Genomic DNA, 16,384 nt, shown 5'->3' on the forward strand with positions numbered 1-16,384 from the left:
TAGTAGTGGGCGAAGAATCACAAGGGAACGCTAGTTCGTCAGGCCGGCAATCACCAGGCCATCGTCAACGGTGAATGCCCGCCGAAGCGGCTCCATCTCGGCTGTTTCTGGGACAAAGCGGACCGAGCCATCGCCCACCAACATCTCGATTCCCCCCCGGGTGATAAGAATTGAGAATTGTGTTGACGTCAGACCAGGAGTTCGCGCCCGAAGGAGCACCCGAAAACCACGAGCTGTTGATCGGATAGCGGAAGGTGGCGGTGCCTTGGGTGTATCCTCTGCTGTAGGTGATTTCGCTGATCGGCGTCGATTCGTTCCAGACATTCGAGCCGGAGCTGGTCGTCACCGTATTTGTACGAAGTCCGCACCTTCCTCCGAGGGTGTTGGCGCTCTTCTCGATGCCATCGACCTGCCCCGATTGCTCTGCAACAACGAACATGTTTGAGGTGCCATCGGTCAGGTGCGCGAGGCGTCGGCTTTTGAAGTTGATGAAGGTTCCGTTCTCGCAGTGCGTGCCTGCTTGAACTGCGTTTACCGCCGTGCAGACGCTGTTTCTCGCTTGCGGGTCAGGGTAGGCGCCTGAGATACCGACGTAGTCATGGACTTGCGACCAGTCGGGACTGGTGCCGGAGTAGGTCATCGCGGGATTGCGATCGGGGAAAGGGCTCGAAGGGCAGGCCAAGCCTGAAACGCTTACCTGGTAGAGGATTTGGTTCGTCGGAAAGTAACGGCCATCGAAGCTTTGGCTGCTGCCGCTCAGGTCGAGTTGATCGTAGGCGATGCTTTGCTCGACGAAGGGCAGAATTCGCACCTTCCAGTTGAAGTGGGCATTATTGCCCATCGGCAGTTCGTTGTAGGTGCTGTGGAAGTTGTGAAGTGCGAGGCCGAGTTGCTTCAAGTTGTTCGAGCATTGCATCCGCCGCGCTGCTTCGCGTGCCTGTTGGACGGCGGGCAATAGCAATGCGATCAGAACACCAATAATCGCGATCACAACCAGTAGCTCCATGAGCGTGAAGCCAAGGCGTCGACGGGCAGCCTCGTTTCTCATGGCAAGTTCCTGAATCCTTAGGTGGACGGCATGCGGAAGGGGCCGGCCTGATTGGCCGGGCGAAAACCTGGAGCGAGCAAGTTGACGTTGCTGCTCGACCGACGCAAAGAAGGCGCCGACCGCATGGCCTAAGTTTGGCCAGGGTCATTCAAGCCTTTGGCTGCAAGCCGCTTGGTGACCAAGGCTTTTTTCTGATGTCACGAAAAATCACGCCAGCCACTCGTTCAGCGGCATCGATTCCCTGAATAAGAGGCAGATCCACCAGGCGGCAGCCCCGTGCCTGTGCGGGCGCAAAGTTGGCCTAAATTGTCAGTCTTTGAGGTTCTGCGAGGAAAAGACCGGACAGCCCATGGACGTGGTGCCCACAATGTACGAGAATCCCACGAATCTGCGTTACCAATTGACCATCATTAAGGTTGTCACACGCAGTCTGTAACGGGCCCAAAAACAGCCGCGGTATTCCCGCGAACATGCTGTTTTCCTCGGTGTCTGGAACCATGTCTGGGATTTTGGTCGATTTTTGTCCTTGCCCAGGCCATCCTGGCTTGCGGGGAAGCTCGGACTCGTTATAGTTATTGGTTTTCCATAAAGCCCAGGTAGTGGGCTAGCGTAGCTCAATTGGCAGAGCAGCTGATTTGTAATCAGCAGGTTGTGGGTTCAATTCCCTCCGCTAGCTTGTTCAGCATGGTTTTGGGCTGAATTTGGATTGACGATTTGCCGGATTCAACGACTTTCCCAGCCACGGCTCGGCGGTCACGAAGTCGGATATGTTGGGGGGTTTCCCGAGCGGTCAAAGGGGACAGACTGTAAATCTGTTGGCATTGCCTTCACAGGTTCGAATCCTGTACCCCCCACTGAATTGAAATCCTGGGCTTTATTGGAAGAAAAGACAGCAAGGCCTAGGAAGGTTGCGGGTGTAGCTCAATGGTAGAGCAACAGCCTTCCAAGCTGAAGACGAGGGTTCGATTCCCTTCACCCGCTTCGCAGCGATCACCGAAATCCGGGATCAACGCGAAGCATCCGATCGAATCGAACCGATTCGAGTAGGTTTTGTGTTTCGGAAATCTGGGTTGTCCGTTTGGGCGGCTCGGAAGCGAGTAGCCGGCAAAAAAGATACAGAAGCAGACTCCCCATTCGTGCTTCTACGGTTTTTCGGCTGCTGTAGCTCAGTGGTAGAGCACTTCCTTGGTAAGGAAGAGGTCATGGGTTCAAGTCCCATCAGCAGCTCTTCACGGCACCTTGATTTTCGTTTTAAACAGATCCCAATTTTTCACGGTTTAACTGGGGTAAGAAAGACATAGAAAATGGCCAAGGACGTATTTGAACGATCTAAACCTCACGTCAACGTTGGCACCATCGGTCACATCGACCACGGTAAAACGACCACCACCGGTGCGATCCTCGCAGTTCAAGCTGCCAAGGGTCTGGCCAAGATGAAGGCGTACTCCGAAATCGCCAAGGGTGGTACCGTTCGTGACGAAACGAAGACCGTTACCATCGCTGTGGCTCACGTCGAGTACGAATCGCCGATTCGTCACTATGCACACATTGACTGCCCCGGTCACGCTGACTTTGTGAAGAACATGATCACCGGTGCCGCCCAGATGGACGGTGCAATTCTGGTGGTTTCGGCTGCTGACGGTCCAATGCCACAGACCAAGGAACACGTGCTGCTGGCTCGCCAGGTCGGTGTGCCTTACGTCGTGGTTTACCTGAACAAGTGCGACTTGGTTGACGACGAAGAGTTGCTGGACCTGGTTGAATTGGAAGTTCGCGAACTGCTGAGCAAGAACGACTTCCCTGGCGACGATTGCCCAGTCGTTCGTGGCAACTCGCTGGCCGCTTACAACAATCCAGCCGACCCAGAGGCTTCGAAGTGCATCACCGAGCTGGTGGAAGCTCTCGATAGCTACATCCCGGAACCAACTCGTGAAACCGACAAGCCATTCCTGATGGCTATCGAAGACGTGTTCTCGATCGAAGGTCGTGGTACCGTGGCGACTGGCCGTATCGAACGCGGCGTTGTGAAGGTTGGTGAAGAAGTCGAAATTCTCGGTCTGACCGAAAAGCCGACCAAGACCACCGTCACCGGCGTTGAAATGTTCAACAAGGTCATGCAGGAAGGCTACGCTGGCGACAACGTCGGTTGCCTCCTCCGTGGTGTTAAGCGTGAAGACATCTCGCGTGGTCAGGTTCTGGCCAAGCCAGGTTCGGTTAACCCGCACACCAAGTTCGAGGCAGAAATCTACTGCTTGAGCAAGGAAGAAGGCGGTCGTCATACGCCGTTCTTCAGCGGTTACCGTCCACAGTTCTACTTCCGAACGACCGACGTCACCGGTACCGCCAACCTGGTTGGTGCTGAAATGTGCATGCCGGGCGACAACGTCAAGATCGAAGTCGAACTTCACAAGCCAATCGCCATGTTTGAAGGCGTTCGCTTCGCTATCCGTGAAGGTGGTAAGACCGTCGGTTCCGGCGTTGTTACCAAGATCACCGCGTAAGCATTGTTGATATTCAAGCTTCGCCGGGCCAGGCTTCCTGTGTCCGGCGATGCTGCTAGGGGCGTAGCTCAATTGGCAGAGCGCTGGATTCCAAATCCAGATGTTGAGAGTTCGATTCCCTCCGCCCCTGCTTTTTCGTTGGTGTTACCAAACTTGTTGGGCGAGTCGCACCGGTAAAGTCATCCTGGAAGATAAACACCAGCGACGTCGCCGCGGCAGGAACGCCAAAGACTGAGAGTGACCATGGCCAAGGAGAAGACCGCTAGTTCCCCTTCCCTGCTCAGTGAGATGGTGCAGACGGGACGGTTCAAGCGGAATCAAGGCAGAATTGCCCGCCAGGCTACCCTGATTGCGATTTGGGTGCTCATTGCGATCGCTGCTTACCAGCTTTATCAATGGCTCGGTTCGTATGCTGATCTGACTGCGATGAAGTTGCACTGGGTTATCCCAGCGGCAGTTGGCGCCATTGGCTTTTGGATCGCTTACCGACTGATTAACTGGCCGACGTTTGCCAATTTTTTGATTAACGTCGAAGCCGAAATGACTAAGGTTACTTGGCCTTCCAAGGCTGAGCTGTGGCGAAGTGTCATCGTGGTTATCTCGTTGATCTTCATCCTGGCTGTGTTGCTGTTTGCTTTTGACCTGGCGTGGATCACGCTGTTCAAAACGATCCGACTGATTCCGCCAGATCCAGGAACCGTCGGTACCTAGTTGGTCGTTGGCCAGATGAAGCACCGCACAAATTTTGCGGTGCACGTCACTTTCGATGGTCCAGTCTTCGGGCTGGTTAAGGTTAAGTTTCGTGGCAAATGCTCCTGACAACTCGTTCGATCCCGAAAAGGACCCTGAAGAAGGGGCCCATGTGGACGCAGAAGCTCAATCGGAGGAAGTAACGACTCCGGAGGAAGCTGTCGAAGAATCTGCGCCGTTCGAGGAAGAGTCGTCGGAGGAAGTCACTTCCGAGGCTGAAGAGCCTTCTGCGGAAGAGGAACCGGCTGAGGAAAAGCCAGCTCCCGTCGCCAGAAAGACAGGCAAGAATCGCGGCCCGATCGAAGAAGTAACCGAAGAAGAAATCGAGCCCGCGGACGAGGCTCAGAAGGAATGGTACATCCTCAAGGTTCAGAGCAATCGCGAAAAGTCGATTTGCACGAACCTGATTCGGCGCGTCAAAATGGCCGGACTCGAGGGGTACTTTGGCGAGATTCTTGTGCCCACCGAGGACCTGGTGGAATACAAGAACGGCAAGAAGAAAGTCACCAAGCAGAAGCTCTACCCAGGCTATATCGTCGTGCACATGGCAATCAACGACGAAACGTGGTTCCTGGTTCGCGAGACCGGCGGCATTGGTGATTTCACCGGAGCAGGCGGCAAGCCCGTTCCCATGTTGCCGCACGAAGTGGATCGCATCGTCAAGAAGACGCGCAAGCCTGATGAAGGTGAGCAGGAAGAAGTCAAGACGAACATTCGCTTCAAGATTGGCGACCATGTTCGCATCACCGAAGGAACCTTCGAGAACTTCGAAGGGGATGTCGAGGTGATCGACAACACCAATGGCCGAGTCACGGTCATGATTAATATTTTCGGCCGCACAACGCCTGTGGAGATGGAACACTGGCAAATGGAGCCAGTTTAGTCCACGCCACGCGTTGCACCGGTGGTCGATTCTTCTAACTCCCCTTCGCCGGCGGAAGACAGAGAACGAGCCTCGGGGCCTTTGTTTTATAAGCAGACAGTTTTCACAGCATTCGGTGGCAGTTGGTTCTAGCAATCAACTGCGGCACGGGAAACAGCAAAATGGCACGGGAACAAGTAGGTCAAGCGAAGTTTCAGGTCCCCGGCGGTCAGGCCACTCCGGCTCCTCCGGTTGGTACCTCGTTGGGTCGTTACGGTGTGAACCTCGGTCAGTTCGTTCAGCAGTTCAACGACAAGACTCGCGAATTCAACGGCATGCCGATTCCGGTTGTCGTCACCGTTTACAGCGACCGTACCTTCGAGTTCATCTGCAAGAGCCCACCGGCCGCTGCACTGCTGAAGAAGGCTGCTGGCCTGGCCAAGGGAAGTGGCACGCCGAACACGAAAAAGGTTGGCAAGGTTACCAAGGAGCAGATCGACGACATCTGCAATCAGAAGATGGCGGACCTGAATGCCCGCGATCTGGATCATGCTCGCCGTATGATTGAAGGTACGGCTCGCAGCATGGGTCTGGAAGTCGCGGAATAGGTTTCCGATCTGTCTAACCCGAACATTATCTCCCTACAAATTGGCGATTGACGATGCCTACACAATCCAAACGATATCGAGCCCTTCTCGAAAAGGTTCCAGCAGACGCTTTGACCCTCAAAGACGCAATCGTGCTGCTGAAGTCGTTCAACACCACCAAGTTTGACCAGACGGTCGAAATTGCCATGCGTTTGGGTATCGACCCGAAGCAGGCGGATCAGCTGGTTCGTGGTGCTCTGGTTCTGCCGCACGGTATTGGCAAGATCCAGCGAGTCATCGTCTTCGCAAAGGGTGACAACGTCGCAACTGCCAAAGAGGCCGGTGCAGACGAAGTGGGTGCCGAAGATCTCGCTAAGAAGATCAAAGATGGCTGGCTCGACTTCGACGTCTGTATCGCGACTCCAGACATGATGGGCCTGGTTGGTCCTCTGGGGCGCGTCCTCGGTCCGCGTGGTTTGATGCCATCGCCACGTGCAGGTACGGTCACGCCAGACGTTGCTCGCGTCGTTAAAGAATATAAGGCTGGTAAAGTCGAGTTCCGCAACGACCCAACGGGCATCGTGCACGCGGTCGTCGGTCGCCTCGGCTTTGAAGCCGATAAGCTCGAAGACAACATTCGCGCTTTTGTGGATCACATCAATGGCCTCAAGCCGCAAGCGGCGAAGGGCACCTATGTTCGTAGCGTCAATCTGAGTGCCACGATGAGCCCTGGGGTTCAAGTCGCTCTCTAATTGGTCCTGACATCAAGCGTTACGCAAACACACATAACTAAAGCCCAGAGCCATGAGTAAGTATCTGAAAAACCTGGTGATCTCCGATCTGTCGAAACGACTGGAAGGGGTGAACGACCTTCTGGTAGTCGACGTGGTGGGGATGAATGCGGACAAGACCTTTCTGGTTCGCAAGCAGCTCCGCGAAAAGGGTCTGAGCCTGTTGGTCGTGCGTCGCACGCTGGCAGCCAAGGCCTGCGAAGGCACGTCTCTCGCTCCGGCCTTCGAATCCATGGAAGGGAGCACGGCGATCGTTTGGGGTGATGGTGACTTCGTCGACCTGGCGAAAGAAATCATCAAGCTGAATGACGACGACAAGTTCCCGGGCTTCACCGCCAAGGGTGGTGTCATGGATGGTGAATCCCTGACGCCCGACACTGTCAAGGCAATCAGCAAATGGCCCAATCGAGCTGAACAGCTCTCGCTTCTGGTGGGTCAGATTCTGGGGCCTGGACGTACCCTGGGTGCCCAGATCAAGGGTCCAGGTGCCAAGTTGGCCTCGCAGGTCAAGCAGGTTGGCGAAAATCAAGAAGGCTAAGCTCCTTCACTTGGCAAACGTCGAACGGCTTTTGCCGATCGATTGTTTCCTTAACTAACAAAACATCCGTATTCCCTGGCGCAGGCGGATCCCTCCCCTGCAAATCGTGTTGAAAGGATAAGATCCGAAATGTCCGAAGAAGCAACTGCAACCGTTGAAGTGTCCGAAGAAATCAAGGGTTTGGGCGATCAGATCGCTGGTTTGACCCTGAAGCAAGCCGTTGAGCTGGGTGATTACCTGAAGGACGCTCACGGTATCGAAGCCGCCGCTGGTGGTGGTGTCATGGTGGCCGCTGCCGGTGACGGTGGTGGTGCCGCTGCCGCTGTTGAGCAGACCGAATTCGACGTCGTCATGACCGACTTCGGTGCTCAGAAGATCGGCGTGATCAAGGTTGTTCGTGGCATCACCGGTCTGGGCTTGAAGGAAGCCAAGGACATGGTTGAAGGTGTCCCGAGCAAGATCAAGGAAGGCGTCTCGAAGGAAGATGCCGAGAAGGTCAAGAAGGAATTGGAAGAAGCTGGTGCTGTCGTCGAAATCAAGTAAGACGTCGGTATTTCGCTGATTTCCTGTTTTCACTTCGGCGTTGCCTCCCCTATACTGAAGAGGCAACGTCGCGAGGTGTGATTTTGAAGTCTTCTGGATCTTCTTTTTCTTTTGACAGCATGGATGGGAATCAGGTGAGAGTGCGCGCCCGCAACAGCGGGCGTGCTAGCTTGCTGCGGGCAAGCTGCGCGCACCGGCTAGCGCACTCGATCTTGAGCCTCTACTGTCCGCCCGTATCGCTCATGCTTTCTCGCCTTCTTTCTCGGACCGTTTGCTAGAACCCTGGTATCGGATCCGCGTCGTTTCGGCGTGAGAGTATGTTATTTTGATTTGCCGCCCAAGGAGTCGCGTCGCCTATGGCTACCTCGTCGCAACGACGGCTGGAACCAACTGAAGTTCGTCGGTTCGGAAGTCAATCGATTTATATGGCTCCGCCGGATCTGACGAAAATTCAGACCCTGAGCTACAAAAACTTCCTGCAAGCGGAGGTGGAAGCGGAAGAGCGAGATCAAGAGTTGGGCATTGAAAGTGTCCTGCGTGAGATCTTCCCGATCCAGAGCTACGACGGACAGAATCAACTTGATTACGTCCGTTATGAACTGGGCAAGCCGCGCTACACGCCAGAGGAATGCAAGCAGCTGCGGTTGACCTATGGTCGCCCATTTCGCATTTGGCTTCGCTTGAATAAAGAAGAGCCAATCGAGGAAGAAGTCTACCTGGGCGATCTGCCCGTCATGCTCGGTGGTGGTGAGTTCATCATCAACGGTGCCGAGCGTGTGGTCGTTAGCCAGCTGCATCGCAGCCCTGGTGTCGACTTCGTGCTGGAACAAGACACCACGTCCGACAAGAAGCTGCCAAGCTGTCGTGTCATTCCGGAACGTGGTAGCTGGATCGAAGTGAACGTGTCGAAGAAGGATTCGCTCACGGTTCGTATCGACCAGAGTGGTAAGTTCGCCGCCACGACGCTACTCCGTGCCATGTCGCCGGAATACAGTAGCGACGCCGACGTGATCCGCGCCTTCTACGAATCGACCATCGAGTCGGTCAAAGATGGCCGCAGCGTCTCGAAGATCGAGAACAAGATCGCTGTCGACGACATTATCTACCCAAGCAGCAGCGACCGCGCTGGCGAAATCATTCTGGAAGCAGGCCAGAAGATCAGCCGCAACATCGCCGAGTTGATCTGCTCCGCCGGGATCGATGAAGTCGAAGTGATGGAACCGCCCAAGACGCCGTTGATTTTCAACGCGCTCGGCGAAGACAACACTTCGAGTCATGAAGAAGCGCTGCTTCGCATCTACCAGCGTCTGCGACCAGGTAATCCTCCGCAGCTGGAAAAGGCGAAGACTCTGTTTGCTGAAAAGTTCTACGACGAAAACCGCTACCGTCTCGGTCGCGTGGGTCGTTTCCGTATGAACCGAAAGCTAGGCCTGGACGTCGAAGAAGGTCAACAGACCCTCCGCCCAGAAGACTTGATCGCAGCGATTCGTTACATCCTGAACTTGTCGTCCGGTGACAAGCGTGCTCGTATCGACGATATCGACCACCTTGGCAATCGTCGTCTGCGGACGATCGACGAGCTGGCTTGCGACGAAATGCGAAAGGGTTTCCTGAAGCTGCGTCGTACGGTTCAGGAACGAATGAGCCTGAAGGATGCCGAGGACATGACTCCTCGCAACCTGGTCAATCCAAAGAGCATTTCGGCCGCCATCGAATATTTCTTCGGTCGTGGCGAACTGTCGCAAGTGGTCGACCAGACCAACCCGCTCTCGATGCTCACGCACGAACGTCGCCTGTCGGCTCTCGGCCCAGGCGGTTTGAATCGTAAGCGTGCTGGCTTCGAGGTCCGCGACGTTCACATCTCTCACTACGGTCGTATTTGCCCGATTGAGACGCCGGAAGGTACGAACATCGGTTTGATCAGCAGCCTGGCTCTCTACTCTTCGGTGGACGAATACGGCTTCTTGATCACCCCATATCGGAAGGTGACCAGCGGTAAAGTTGCCAAGGGTTTCGTTTGGCTTCGCGCTGACGAAGAATCGGACGCCCTGGTGGCTCCGGCCGATACCCCGACCGATGATGAAGACGCCCTGTTGGGTGACCTGATCATCGCTCGCTATCGCAGCGACTTCGAATTGGTTGCTCCGACGGAAGTGGAATACATCGACGTGGCTCCTTGCCAGATGGTGGGTGTTTCCGCAGCGTTGATTCCGTTCCTCGAACATGACGACGCGAACCGCGCTCTCATGGGTTCCAACATGCAGCGTCAAGCTGTGCCACTGTTGGTCGCCGAACCGCCGATCGTCGGCACCGGTGTCGAACGTGACGTGGCGATGAACTCGAGCATGATCATTCGCGCCAAGTACGACGGTGTTGTGAAATACGTCGACGCGTTGAAGGTGATCGTCGAACGGAGCGGTGCCGCCGAACATGCCGAAGACGTTTACAATCTGCGTAAGTTTGTCGGCTTGAACGAACGTACCTGCTTGAACCAGCATCCTGTCGTCAAGATGGGCCAGAAGATTACTGCTGGTGACGTGCTGGCCGATGGTGCCGCGACCCATGGTGGTCAATTGGCCCTGGGCCGTAACGTGTTGGTCGGCTTTATGTCTTTCGACGGTTACAACTATGAAGACGCGATCATCATCAGCGAAGAACTGGTGAAGCAGGACGTTTATACCTCGATTCACATCGAAGAGTTCGACGTTGAAATTCGCGAAACCAAGCTGGGCCGCGAAGACTTCACCCGGGACATCCCGAATGTCTCGGAAAAGATGCTCCGCAACCTCGACGAGAACGGTATCGTTCAAGTCGGTACCTACGTGAAGCCAGGTGACATTCTGGTTGGTAAGGTCTCGCCGAAGAGCAAGACCGAACTGACGCCGGAAGAAAAGCTGCTGCACGCGATCTTTGGTCGTGCCGGTGAAGACGTGAAGAACGACTCGCTGGAAGTGCCATCGGGTATCGAAGGTATCGTCGTTCAGGCCGAGAAGTTTGCTCGCCGCATGAGCCTCTCAGACGACGAACGAAAGGCATTCGAGAAGACCCTGAAGGACGCCGAAAGCGAAGGCAACGCCGCGATCAGCGAACTGTTCGCCGAGTTCATTGGCGAGATCGAAAAGATCCTCGGTAAGACGGTCACCGACGAAGATGGCACTCCGATCACTCGCGATCAGGATGCCAAGTTCATCGCCGAACAGGCTCAGCAGTTCCGTCTCTACAAGGTTCTGGAACCACTCAAGAGCGAAGAGCGTGTCGCCAGCATTCGTCAGCTTTACGCTGCGAAGTGGCCAGCGATCGAACTCGCCATCGACCAACGTGACCGCAAGCTGAACAGCATGAAGCGAGGTGATGAACTTCGCAGTGGTGTTCTGCAGATGGTCAAGGTTTACATTGCCACCAAGCGGGTGATCTCGGTCGGTGACAAGATGGCCGGTCGCCACGGTAACAAGGGTGTGATCGCCAAGATCCTCCCGGTGGAAGACATGCCGTTTTTGCCAGACGGTACGCCAATCCAGATCATGCTCAATCCGCTGGGCGTGCCTTCGCGTATGAACGTGGGGCAGATTCTGGAAACCCACCTGGGTTGGGCCGGGGCCAAACTTGGCTTCCAGGCCATCACTCCGGTGTTCGACGGTGCTTCCGAAGAGATCATCAACGACTGCCTGGAAGAAGCTGGTCTGCCTCGTCATGGTAAGGCTCGCCTGCAAGACGGCCGAACCGGCGAATCGTTGAACCAGGAAACGACCGTTGGTTACATCTACATGCTGAAACTGCATCACCTGGTTGATGACAAGGTGCATGCTCGTAGCACTGGTCCTTACTCGCTTATTACTCAGCAACCTCTGGGTGGTAAGGCTCGATTCGGTGGCCAGCGATTTGGGGAAATGGAAGTGTGGGCTCTGGAAGCCTACGGTGCTGCCTACATCCTCCAAGAGCTGCTCACTGTGAAGAGTGACGACGTCGAAGGACGTACGAAGATCTACGAATCGATGGTCAAAGGTGAAAACACGCTGGAAGCCGGTACGCCCGCCAGCTTTGACGTGTTGACCAACGAAATCCGAGGGCTTGGGTTGAACATGCAGCTCGAAAAGCGTCGCCTGTAACAGGCGACTTCGGCTGCGGCTGGCAGGGCTCATCTAAGGAAGCCCTGCTGGCATGGAACGACCCGCGGCTGGTTCCGACGCCACGCGACCGGCTGCATCTTCACCATACCGACCATCCAAGTGGATAGAAATAAGGAGCACGGGCCATGAGTATTCTCGAAAGCTCTTACGACCGAATCAACGATTACACCGCGGTCAAGATCAGCCTAGCACGGCCTCACGACATTCGGAGCTGGTCGTTCGGTGAAGTCAAGAAGCCGGAAACGATCAACTACCGAACGTATCGCCCAGAAAAGGACGGCCTTTTCTGCGAACGTATCTTCGGTCCTGAGAAGGACTGGGAGTGTGCGTGCGGTAAGTATCGCGGCATGAAATACAAAGGCATGATCTGCGATCGCTGTGGGGTGAAGATCACTCACAGCCGCGTTCGCCGTAAGCGAATGGGCCACATCGAACTGGCCGCGCCGATTGTCCACATCTGGTTCTTCAAGGCAATGCCAAGCCGACTGGGCAACCTGTTGGCCATGAAGACCTCGAGCCTGGAAAAGGTGATCTACTTCCAGGATTACGTCGTCGTCGATCCAGGTAGCACCGATCTGGAAAAGTTCCAGACGCTGACCGAGGAAGAATACCGTGGCGCCGTCGAACAGTTCGGTAGCGGTTCGTTTGAAGCGGACATGGGTGCCGAAGCGGTTCGTAAGTTGCTGCAAGGTCTCGACCTGGTGCAGTTGTCGATCGACCTCCGCAAGGACCTGCAGGAAACTGGTTCGAAGCAGAAGCGAAAAGACTACATCAATCGCTTGAAGATCGTCGAAGCGATCCGTGACAGCGACAACAAGCCAGAGTGGATGATCATGGACGTGATCCCGGTTATTCCACCGGATCTGCGTCCGCTCGTTCTGTTGGACTCGGGCAACTTTGCCACCTCCGACTTGAACGACCTCTACCGTCGTATCATCAACCGCAACAACCGTCTGCGTAAGTTGGTCGACCTAAACGCTCCTGAAGTCATCATCCGCAACGAAAAGCGTATGTTGCAGCAGTCGGTCGACGCTCTGTTCGACAACAACCGCTGCAAGCGTCCGGTTCTGGGTAGCAGCAACCGTCCGCTCAAATCGTTGACCGATATGATCAAGGGTAAGCAGGGTCGTTTCCGCGAAAACCTGCTGGGTAAGCGAGTTGACTACTCAGCTCGTAGCGTGATCGTGGTCGGTCCGCGTATGAAGCTGCATCAGTGCGGTCTGCCAAAGAAGATCGCCCTGGAACTGTACCAACCCTTCATCATCCGCAAGCTGAAGGTGCTCGGTCATGCCGACACCATCAAGAGCGCCAAAAAGATGCTCGAACGCAAGGATGAAGAAGTCTGGGACATCTTGGAATCGGTGATTCAGAATCACCCGGTCCTGTTGAATCGTGCTCCGACGCTTCACCGTATGGGTATCCAGGCCTTCGAGCCCACCCTGGTGGAAGGCAACGCGATTCACTTGCACCCACTGGTGTGCAAAGGCTTCAACGCCGACTTCGACGGTGACCAGATGGCGGTTCACTTGCCGCTCTCGATCGAAGCCCAGGTCGAAGCCCATACCCTGATGCTGGCGACGAACAACATCTTCGCCCCATCCAATGGTAAGCCGATCATGAGCCCGTCGCAGGACGTGGTGATGGGTTGTAACTTCATCACCATCAGCCTGCCGAACCGTCCGGGTGAAGGGATGACCTTCGCTTCGATGGAAGAAGCGGACTATGCCTTCGCTCAGGGGATCATCGATCTGCACGCTCTCGTGAAGGTTCGACTTCCTGAAGGCCGCAGCCTCAAGGGCGAGGACGACGAACAGACCTCCAGCCGAATTGTTGAAACCACCTTCGGTCGCGTTTTGTTCAACGAAATGCTGCCTGCAGGCATGGACTACTACAACTTCTCGATGGGTAGTAGCGAATTGTCGAAGGTGATTTCGGACTGCTATCAGCGTCTGGGTCGCCGTGCGACGATCAACCTGCTGGACGATATGAATCAGCTCGGCTTCCGCGAATCGACCCGCAGCGGTCTCTCCTTCGCGACCGACGACCTTGTGACTCCAGACTCGAAGCACAAGATCATTGGTGAAGCTGAAAAGAAGGTGATCAAGTTCAAGAAACTGTACGAACGTGGTGTGATCACGGACAAAGAACGTGTGAACCAGGTTCTCGATGCTTGGACTCATGCTCGTGAGCAGATTACTGCCGAGATGATGACCGAGATGAAGAACGACGACCGTGGTGGTCACGGCTACGTGAACCCGGTGTACCTGATGGCCGACTCTGGTGCTCGTGGTGGTACCGAACAGATTCGTCAGCTGGCCGGTATGCGTGGTCTGATGGCCAAGCCGAGTGGTGAAATCATCGAAACACCAATTAAGTCGAACTTCCGCGAAGGTTTGACGGTGCTCGAGTACTTCTCCTCGACGCACGGTGCCCGTAAGGGTCTGGCGGATACGGCTTTAAAGACGGCTGACTCGGGTTACCTGACTCGTAAGCTGGCCGACGTTGCTCAGAACGTGGTGATCACGGCTGAAGATTGCGGTACGACCCAGGGTATTACTAAGGGGGTCATCTACCGTGGTGAAAAGGTCGAAGTCTCACTGGCAGACGCGATCAAGGGTCGTGTGAGCCGTCAGAGCATCGTGAATCCGATCACCGACGAAGTGATCGTTCGCGAAAACGAAATGATCACCCCAGACACCGCTCGCAAGATCGAGAAGATGGGTCTGGAACGCATTCAAGTTCGTAGCCCAATGACCTGCGACAATGGTCTGGGTTGCTGCAAGGCTTGCTACGGTATGGACATGTCGACCGGCGATCAGGTCGAAGAAGGCATGGCCGTCGGTATCATCGCCGCCCAGAGTATTGGTGAACCTGGTACTCAGCTGACGATGCGTACGTTCCACATCGGTGGTGTGGCCGTTACCGATACCGAAGAACACGAAAAGAAGACCAAGCGTGGTGGTTTCGTCAAGTTCACGCGCATGCGGACTGCGACGAACGACGAAGGCAAAAACATCGTGCTCACCCGTAATGGTGAAATCACGATCGTCGACGCCAAGGGTCGTGAAATCGAAAGCTACGACGTGCCAACTGGTGCGATCCTGGAAGTCAAAGAAAACGAAGAGGTGAAGACCGGTCAGGTCCTCTGCTCTTGGAATCCTTACTCGATTCCGATCGTCGCTGAAGTCGGTGGTCGCGTCCGCTACGAGGACGTGGTCGAAGGCGAAACGATGATGATCGAGCACGACTCCACCGGTCACCAACGTCGCATGATCACCGAGCACAAGGGTGACTTCCATCCGCAGCTCGTGATCGAAGACGAAGACGGCAAGCCGCTCGACGTTTATTACCTGCCAGAAAAGGCGATCATCGACGCCGACGAAGGTACCAAGGTTTCGGCCGGTACCACGGTGGCCAGCACCCCGCGTGAATCGGGCGGTGTTAAGGACATCACCGGTGGTCTGCCGCGAGTCACGGAAATCTTCGAAGCTCGTAAGCCGAAGGATCCAGCTGTGATGGCTGAGATCGACGGTGTCGTCGAGATTCTCTCGGAGAAGAAGCGTGGCAAGCGAACGATTATCGTCCGCAACGAGTCGGGTATCGAACGCGAGCACCTGGTGCCACACGGTAAGCGATTCCTGGTTCATACCGGTGACTACGTCCGGGCTGGTCAGTCGCTGATCGACGGTCCACTGGTTCCTCACGACATTCTGCGGATCTCCGGTGAAGAAGCCGTTCAGCAGTACCTGCTGCACGAAATTCAGGGTGTGTATCGCAGCCAGCGTGTGGAAATCAACGATAAGCACATCGAAATCATCGTCGCTCGCATGCTGCGAAAGGTGATGGTTGACTCGGCTGGCGACACGAGCCTGTTGCCTGGCCTGGTGATGGACAAGTTCGACTTCCGTCGTGCCAACGACCAGTTGTCGCGTTGTTTGAAGATCTCGGGTCCTGGCGATTCGCAGCAGTTCAGCGAAGGCATGATCGTTCCGAAGGAAGCTTTGGAGCAGGAAAATGGCCAGATCGAATCGCTGGGTGGAACGCCTGCCAAGGGTGTGAAGCCAGCCGCAGCAAGTGCTTCGACGCAGTTGTTGGGTATCACCAAGGCTGCCGTTCAGAGCTCCAGCTTTATCTCGGCGGCGTCCTTCCAGGAAACGACGAAGGTTCTCACCGAGGCTGCCCTGGCAGGTAAGGTCGACGAACTGATCGGTCTGAAGGAAAACGTGATCCTGGGTCACTTGATCCCAGCGGGTACCGGTTTCCGCACCTTCCAGGATTCGGAAGTCCGAATCAATCCAGAAGCCCTGGCCGAACTTGCTTCGCGAACTCGCGAACGCACGCTGGAAGACAGCTTCCCGCTGCTGCAAGACAACGGCGATGGCCAGGGCCCTGCCGCGATCTCGGAAATGGCACCAGCCCCAGGGCTGGAAAGCCTGCTCGGTGGTGGCGGACCGATTCCGGCAACCGAAGGCCCGACCTATGGTCAGCCACAGCCTCCTCAGCAGCCTCCAATGCCTCCGCAAGGTGGTGAAGGCTTCGAGCCAGGCGACGACGAATTGTAAAACAGAAGCGGCTGGGCAGCTTGGTTTGCCCGGCTCGTTGGAAAATCGGAAGCCATGGTCACGCAAAAGTGGCCA

At 55.5% G+C, this 16,384-nt stretch carries 10 protein-coding genes and 5 tRNA genes; 14 read left to right on the forward strand and 1 reads right to left on the reverse strand.

The annotated features are described in order from the left end of the window. Positions 1 to 64: 64 nt before the first annotated feature. Complete coding sequence (locus ABD890_RS14415) at positions 65 to 1,048, reverse strand: DUF1559 family PulG-like putative transporter (RefSeq protein WP_345090675.1); 984 nt, start codon at positions 1,046 to 1,048, stop codon at positions 65 to 67. A 603-nt stretch (positions 1,049 to 1,651) separates the two neighbouring features. On the opposite strand from ABD890_RS14415, the gene ABD890_RS14420 reads away from it, so the two are divergent. The 14 genes from ABD890_RS14420 (at position 1,652) to rpoC (ending at position 16,309) form a co-directional block, all read left to right on the forward strand. After that, positions 1,652 to 1,724: transfer RNA gene (locus ABD890_RS14420), tRNA-Thr, on the forward strand. A gap of 96 nt (positions 1,725 to 1,820) precedes the next feature. Continuing rightward, positions 1,821 to 1,902 (forward strand) — tRNA-Tyr (locus tag ABD890_RS14425). Between the two features lie 56 nt (positions 1,903 to 1,958). Then, positions 1,959 to 2,029: transfer RNA gene (locus ABD890_RS14430), tRNA-Gly, on the forward strand. Positions 2,030 to 2,203: 174 nt separating this feature from the next. After that, a tRNA-Thr gene (locus ABD890_RS14435) sits at positions 2,204 to 2,275 on the forward strand. A 77-nt stretch (positions 2,276 to 2,352) separates the two neighbouring features. Next, entirely contained in the window at positions 2,353 to 3,549 is a 1,197-nt protein-coding gene (tuf, locus tag ABD890_RS14440; RefSeq protein WP_345090678.1) for an elongation factor Tu, read from the forward strand. Positions 3,550 to 3,606: 57 nt separating this feature from the next. Next, positions 3,607 to 3,679 (forward strand) — tRNA-Trp (locus ABD890_RS14445). A 113-nt stretch (positions 3,680 to 3,792) separates the two neighbouring features. Further along, on the forward strand, positions 3,793 to 4,260 hold the full coding sequence (gene secE / locus ABD890_RS14450; protein WP_345090680.1) for a preprotein translocase subunit SecE: 468 nt from the start codon (positions 3,793 to 3,795) through the stop codon (positions 4,258 to 4,260). A gap of 91 nt (positions 4,261 to 4,351) precedes the next feature. After that, a complete protein-coding gene (nusG, locus tag ABD890_RS14455; RefSeq protein ID WP_345090683.1) occupies positions 4,352 to 5,182 on the forward strand; it encodes a transcription termination/antitermination protein NusG in 831 nt (276 codons plus the stop codon). Positions 5,183 to 5,343: 161 nt separating this feature from the next. Then, a complete protein-coding gene (gene rplK / locus ABD890_RS14460) occupies positions 5,344 to 5,769 on the forward strand; it encodes a 50S ribosomal protein L11 (RefSeq protein ID WP_345090686.1) in 426 nt (141 codons plus the stop codon). Positions 5,770 to 5,822: 53 nt separating this feature from the next. Then, positions 5,823 to 6,500: a 50S ribosomal protein L1 gene (gene rplA, locus ABD890_RS14465; RefSeq protein ID WP_345090689.1), complete on the forward strand. Its 678-nt coding sequence runs from the start codon at positions 5,823 to 5,825 to the stop codon at positions 6,498 to 6,500. Positions 6,501 to 6,552: 52 nt separating this feature from the next. Further along, positions 6,553 to 7,077, forward strand: a complete 525-nt coding sequence (gene rplJ, locus ABD890_RS14470; protein WP_345090692.1) for a 50S ribosomal protein L10 — start codon at positions 6,553 to 6,555, stop codon at positions 7,075 to 7,077. Between the two features lie 129 nt (positions 7,078 to 7,206). Beyond that, positions 7,207 to 7,620, forward strand: coding sequence for a 50S ribosomal protein L7/L12 (gene rplL / locus ABD890_RS14475; RefSeq protein WP_345090695.1), 414 nt, complete (start codon positions 7,207 to 7,209; stop codon positions 7,618 to 7,620). Between the two features lie 356 nt (positions 7,621 to 7,976). Continuing rightward, positions 7,977 to 11,726, forward strand: coding sequence for a DNA-directed RNA polymerase subunit beta (gene rpoB, locus ABD890_RS14480; RefSeq protein ID WP_345090698.1), 3,750 nt, complete (start codon positions 7,977 to 7,979; stop codon positions 11,724 to 11,726). Positions 11,727 to 11,872: 146 nt separating this feature from the next. After that, entirely contained in the window at positions 11,873 to 16,309 is a 4,437-nt protein-coding gene (gene rpoC, locus ABD890_RS14485) for a DNA-directed RNA polymerase subunit beta' (RefSeq protein ID WP_345090701.1), read from the forward strand. Positions 16,310 to 16,384: the final 75 nt, after the last annotated feature.

Source organism: Bremerella cremea (assembly GCF_039541315.1).
Classification (GTDB): Bacteria; Planctomycetota; Planctomycetia; order Pirellulales; family Pirellulaceae; genus Bremerella; species Bremerella cremea.

Bases quoted from the DNA above. Each gene is read 5' to 3' on its own strand.
- ABD890_RS14415 (WP_345090675.1), bottom strand. From the start codon at position 1,048: ATGAGAAACGAGGCTGCCCGTCGACGCCTTGGCTTCACGCTCATGGAG.
- tuf (WP_345090678.1), top strand. From the start codon at position 2,353: ATGGCCAAGGACGTATTTGAACGATCTAAACCTCACGTCAACGTTGGC.
- secE (WP_345090680.1), top strand. From the start codon at position 3,793: ATGGCCAAGGAGAAGACCGCTAGTTCCCCTTCCCTGCTCAGTGAGATG.
- rplK (WP_345090686.1), top strand. From the start codon at position 5,344: ATGGCACGGGAACAAGTAGGTCAAGCGAAGTTTCAGGTCCCCGGCGGT.
- rplA (WP_345090689.1), top strand. From the start codon at position 5,823: ATGCCTACACAATCCAAACGATATCGAGCCCTTCTCGAAAAGGTTCCA.
- rplJ (WP_345090692.1), top strand. From the start codon at position 6,553: ATGAGTAAGTATCTGAAAAACCTGGTGATCTCCGATCTGTCGAAACGA.
- rplL (WP_345090695.1), top strand. From the start codon at position 7,207: ATGTCCGAAGAAGCAACTGCAACCGTTGAAGTGTCCGAAGAAATCAAG.
- rpoB (WP_345090698.1), top strand. From the start codon at position 7,977: ATGGCTACCTCGTCGCAACGACGGCTGGAACCAACTGAAGTTCGTCGG.
- rpoC (WP_345090701.1), top strand. From the start codon at position 11,873: ATGAGTATTCTCGAAAGCTCTTACGACCGAATCAACGATTACACCGCG.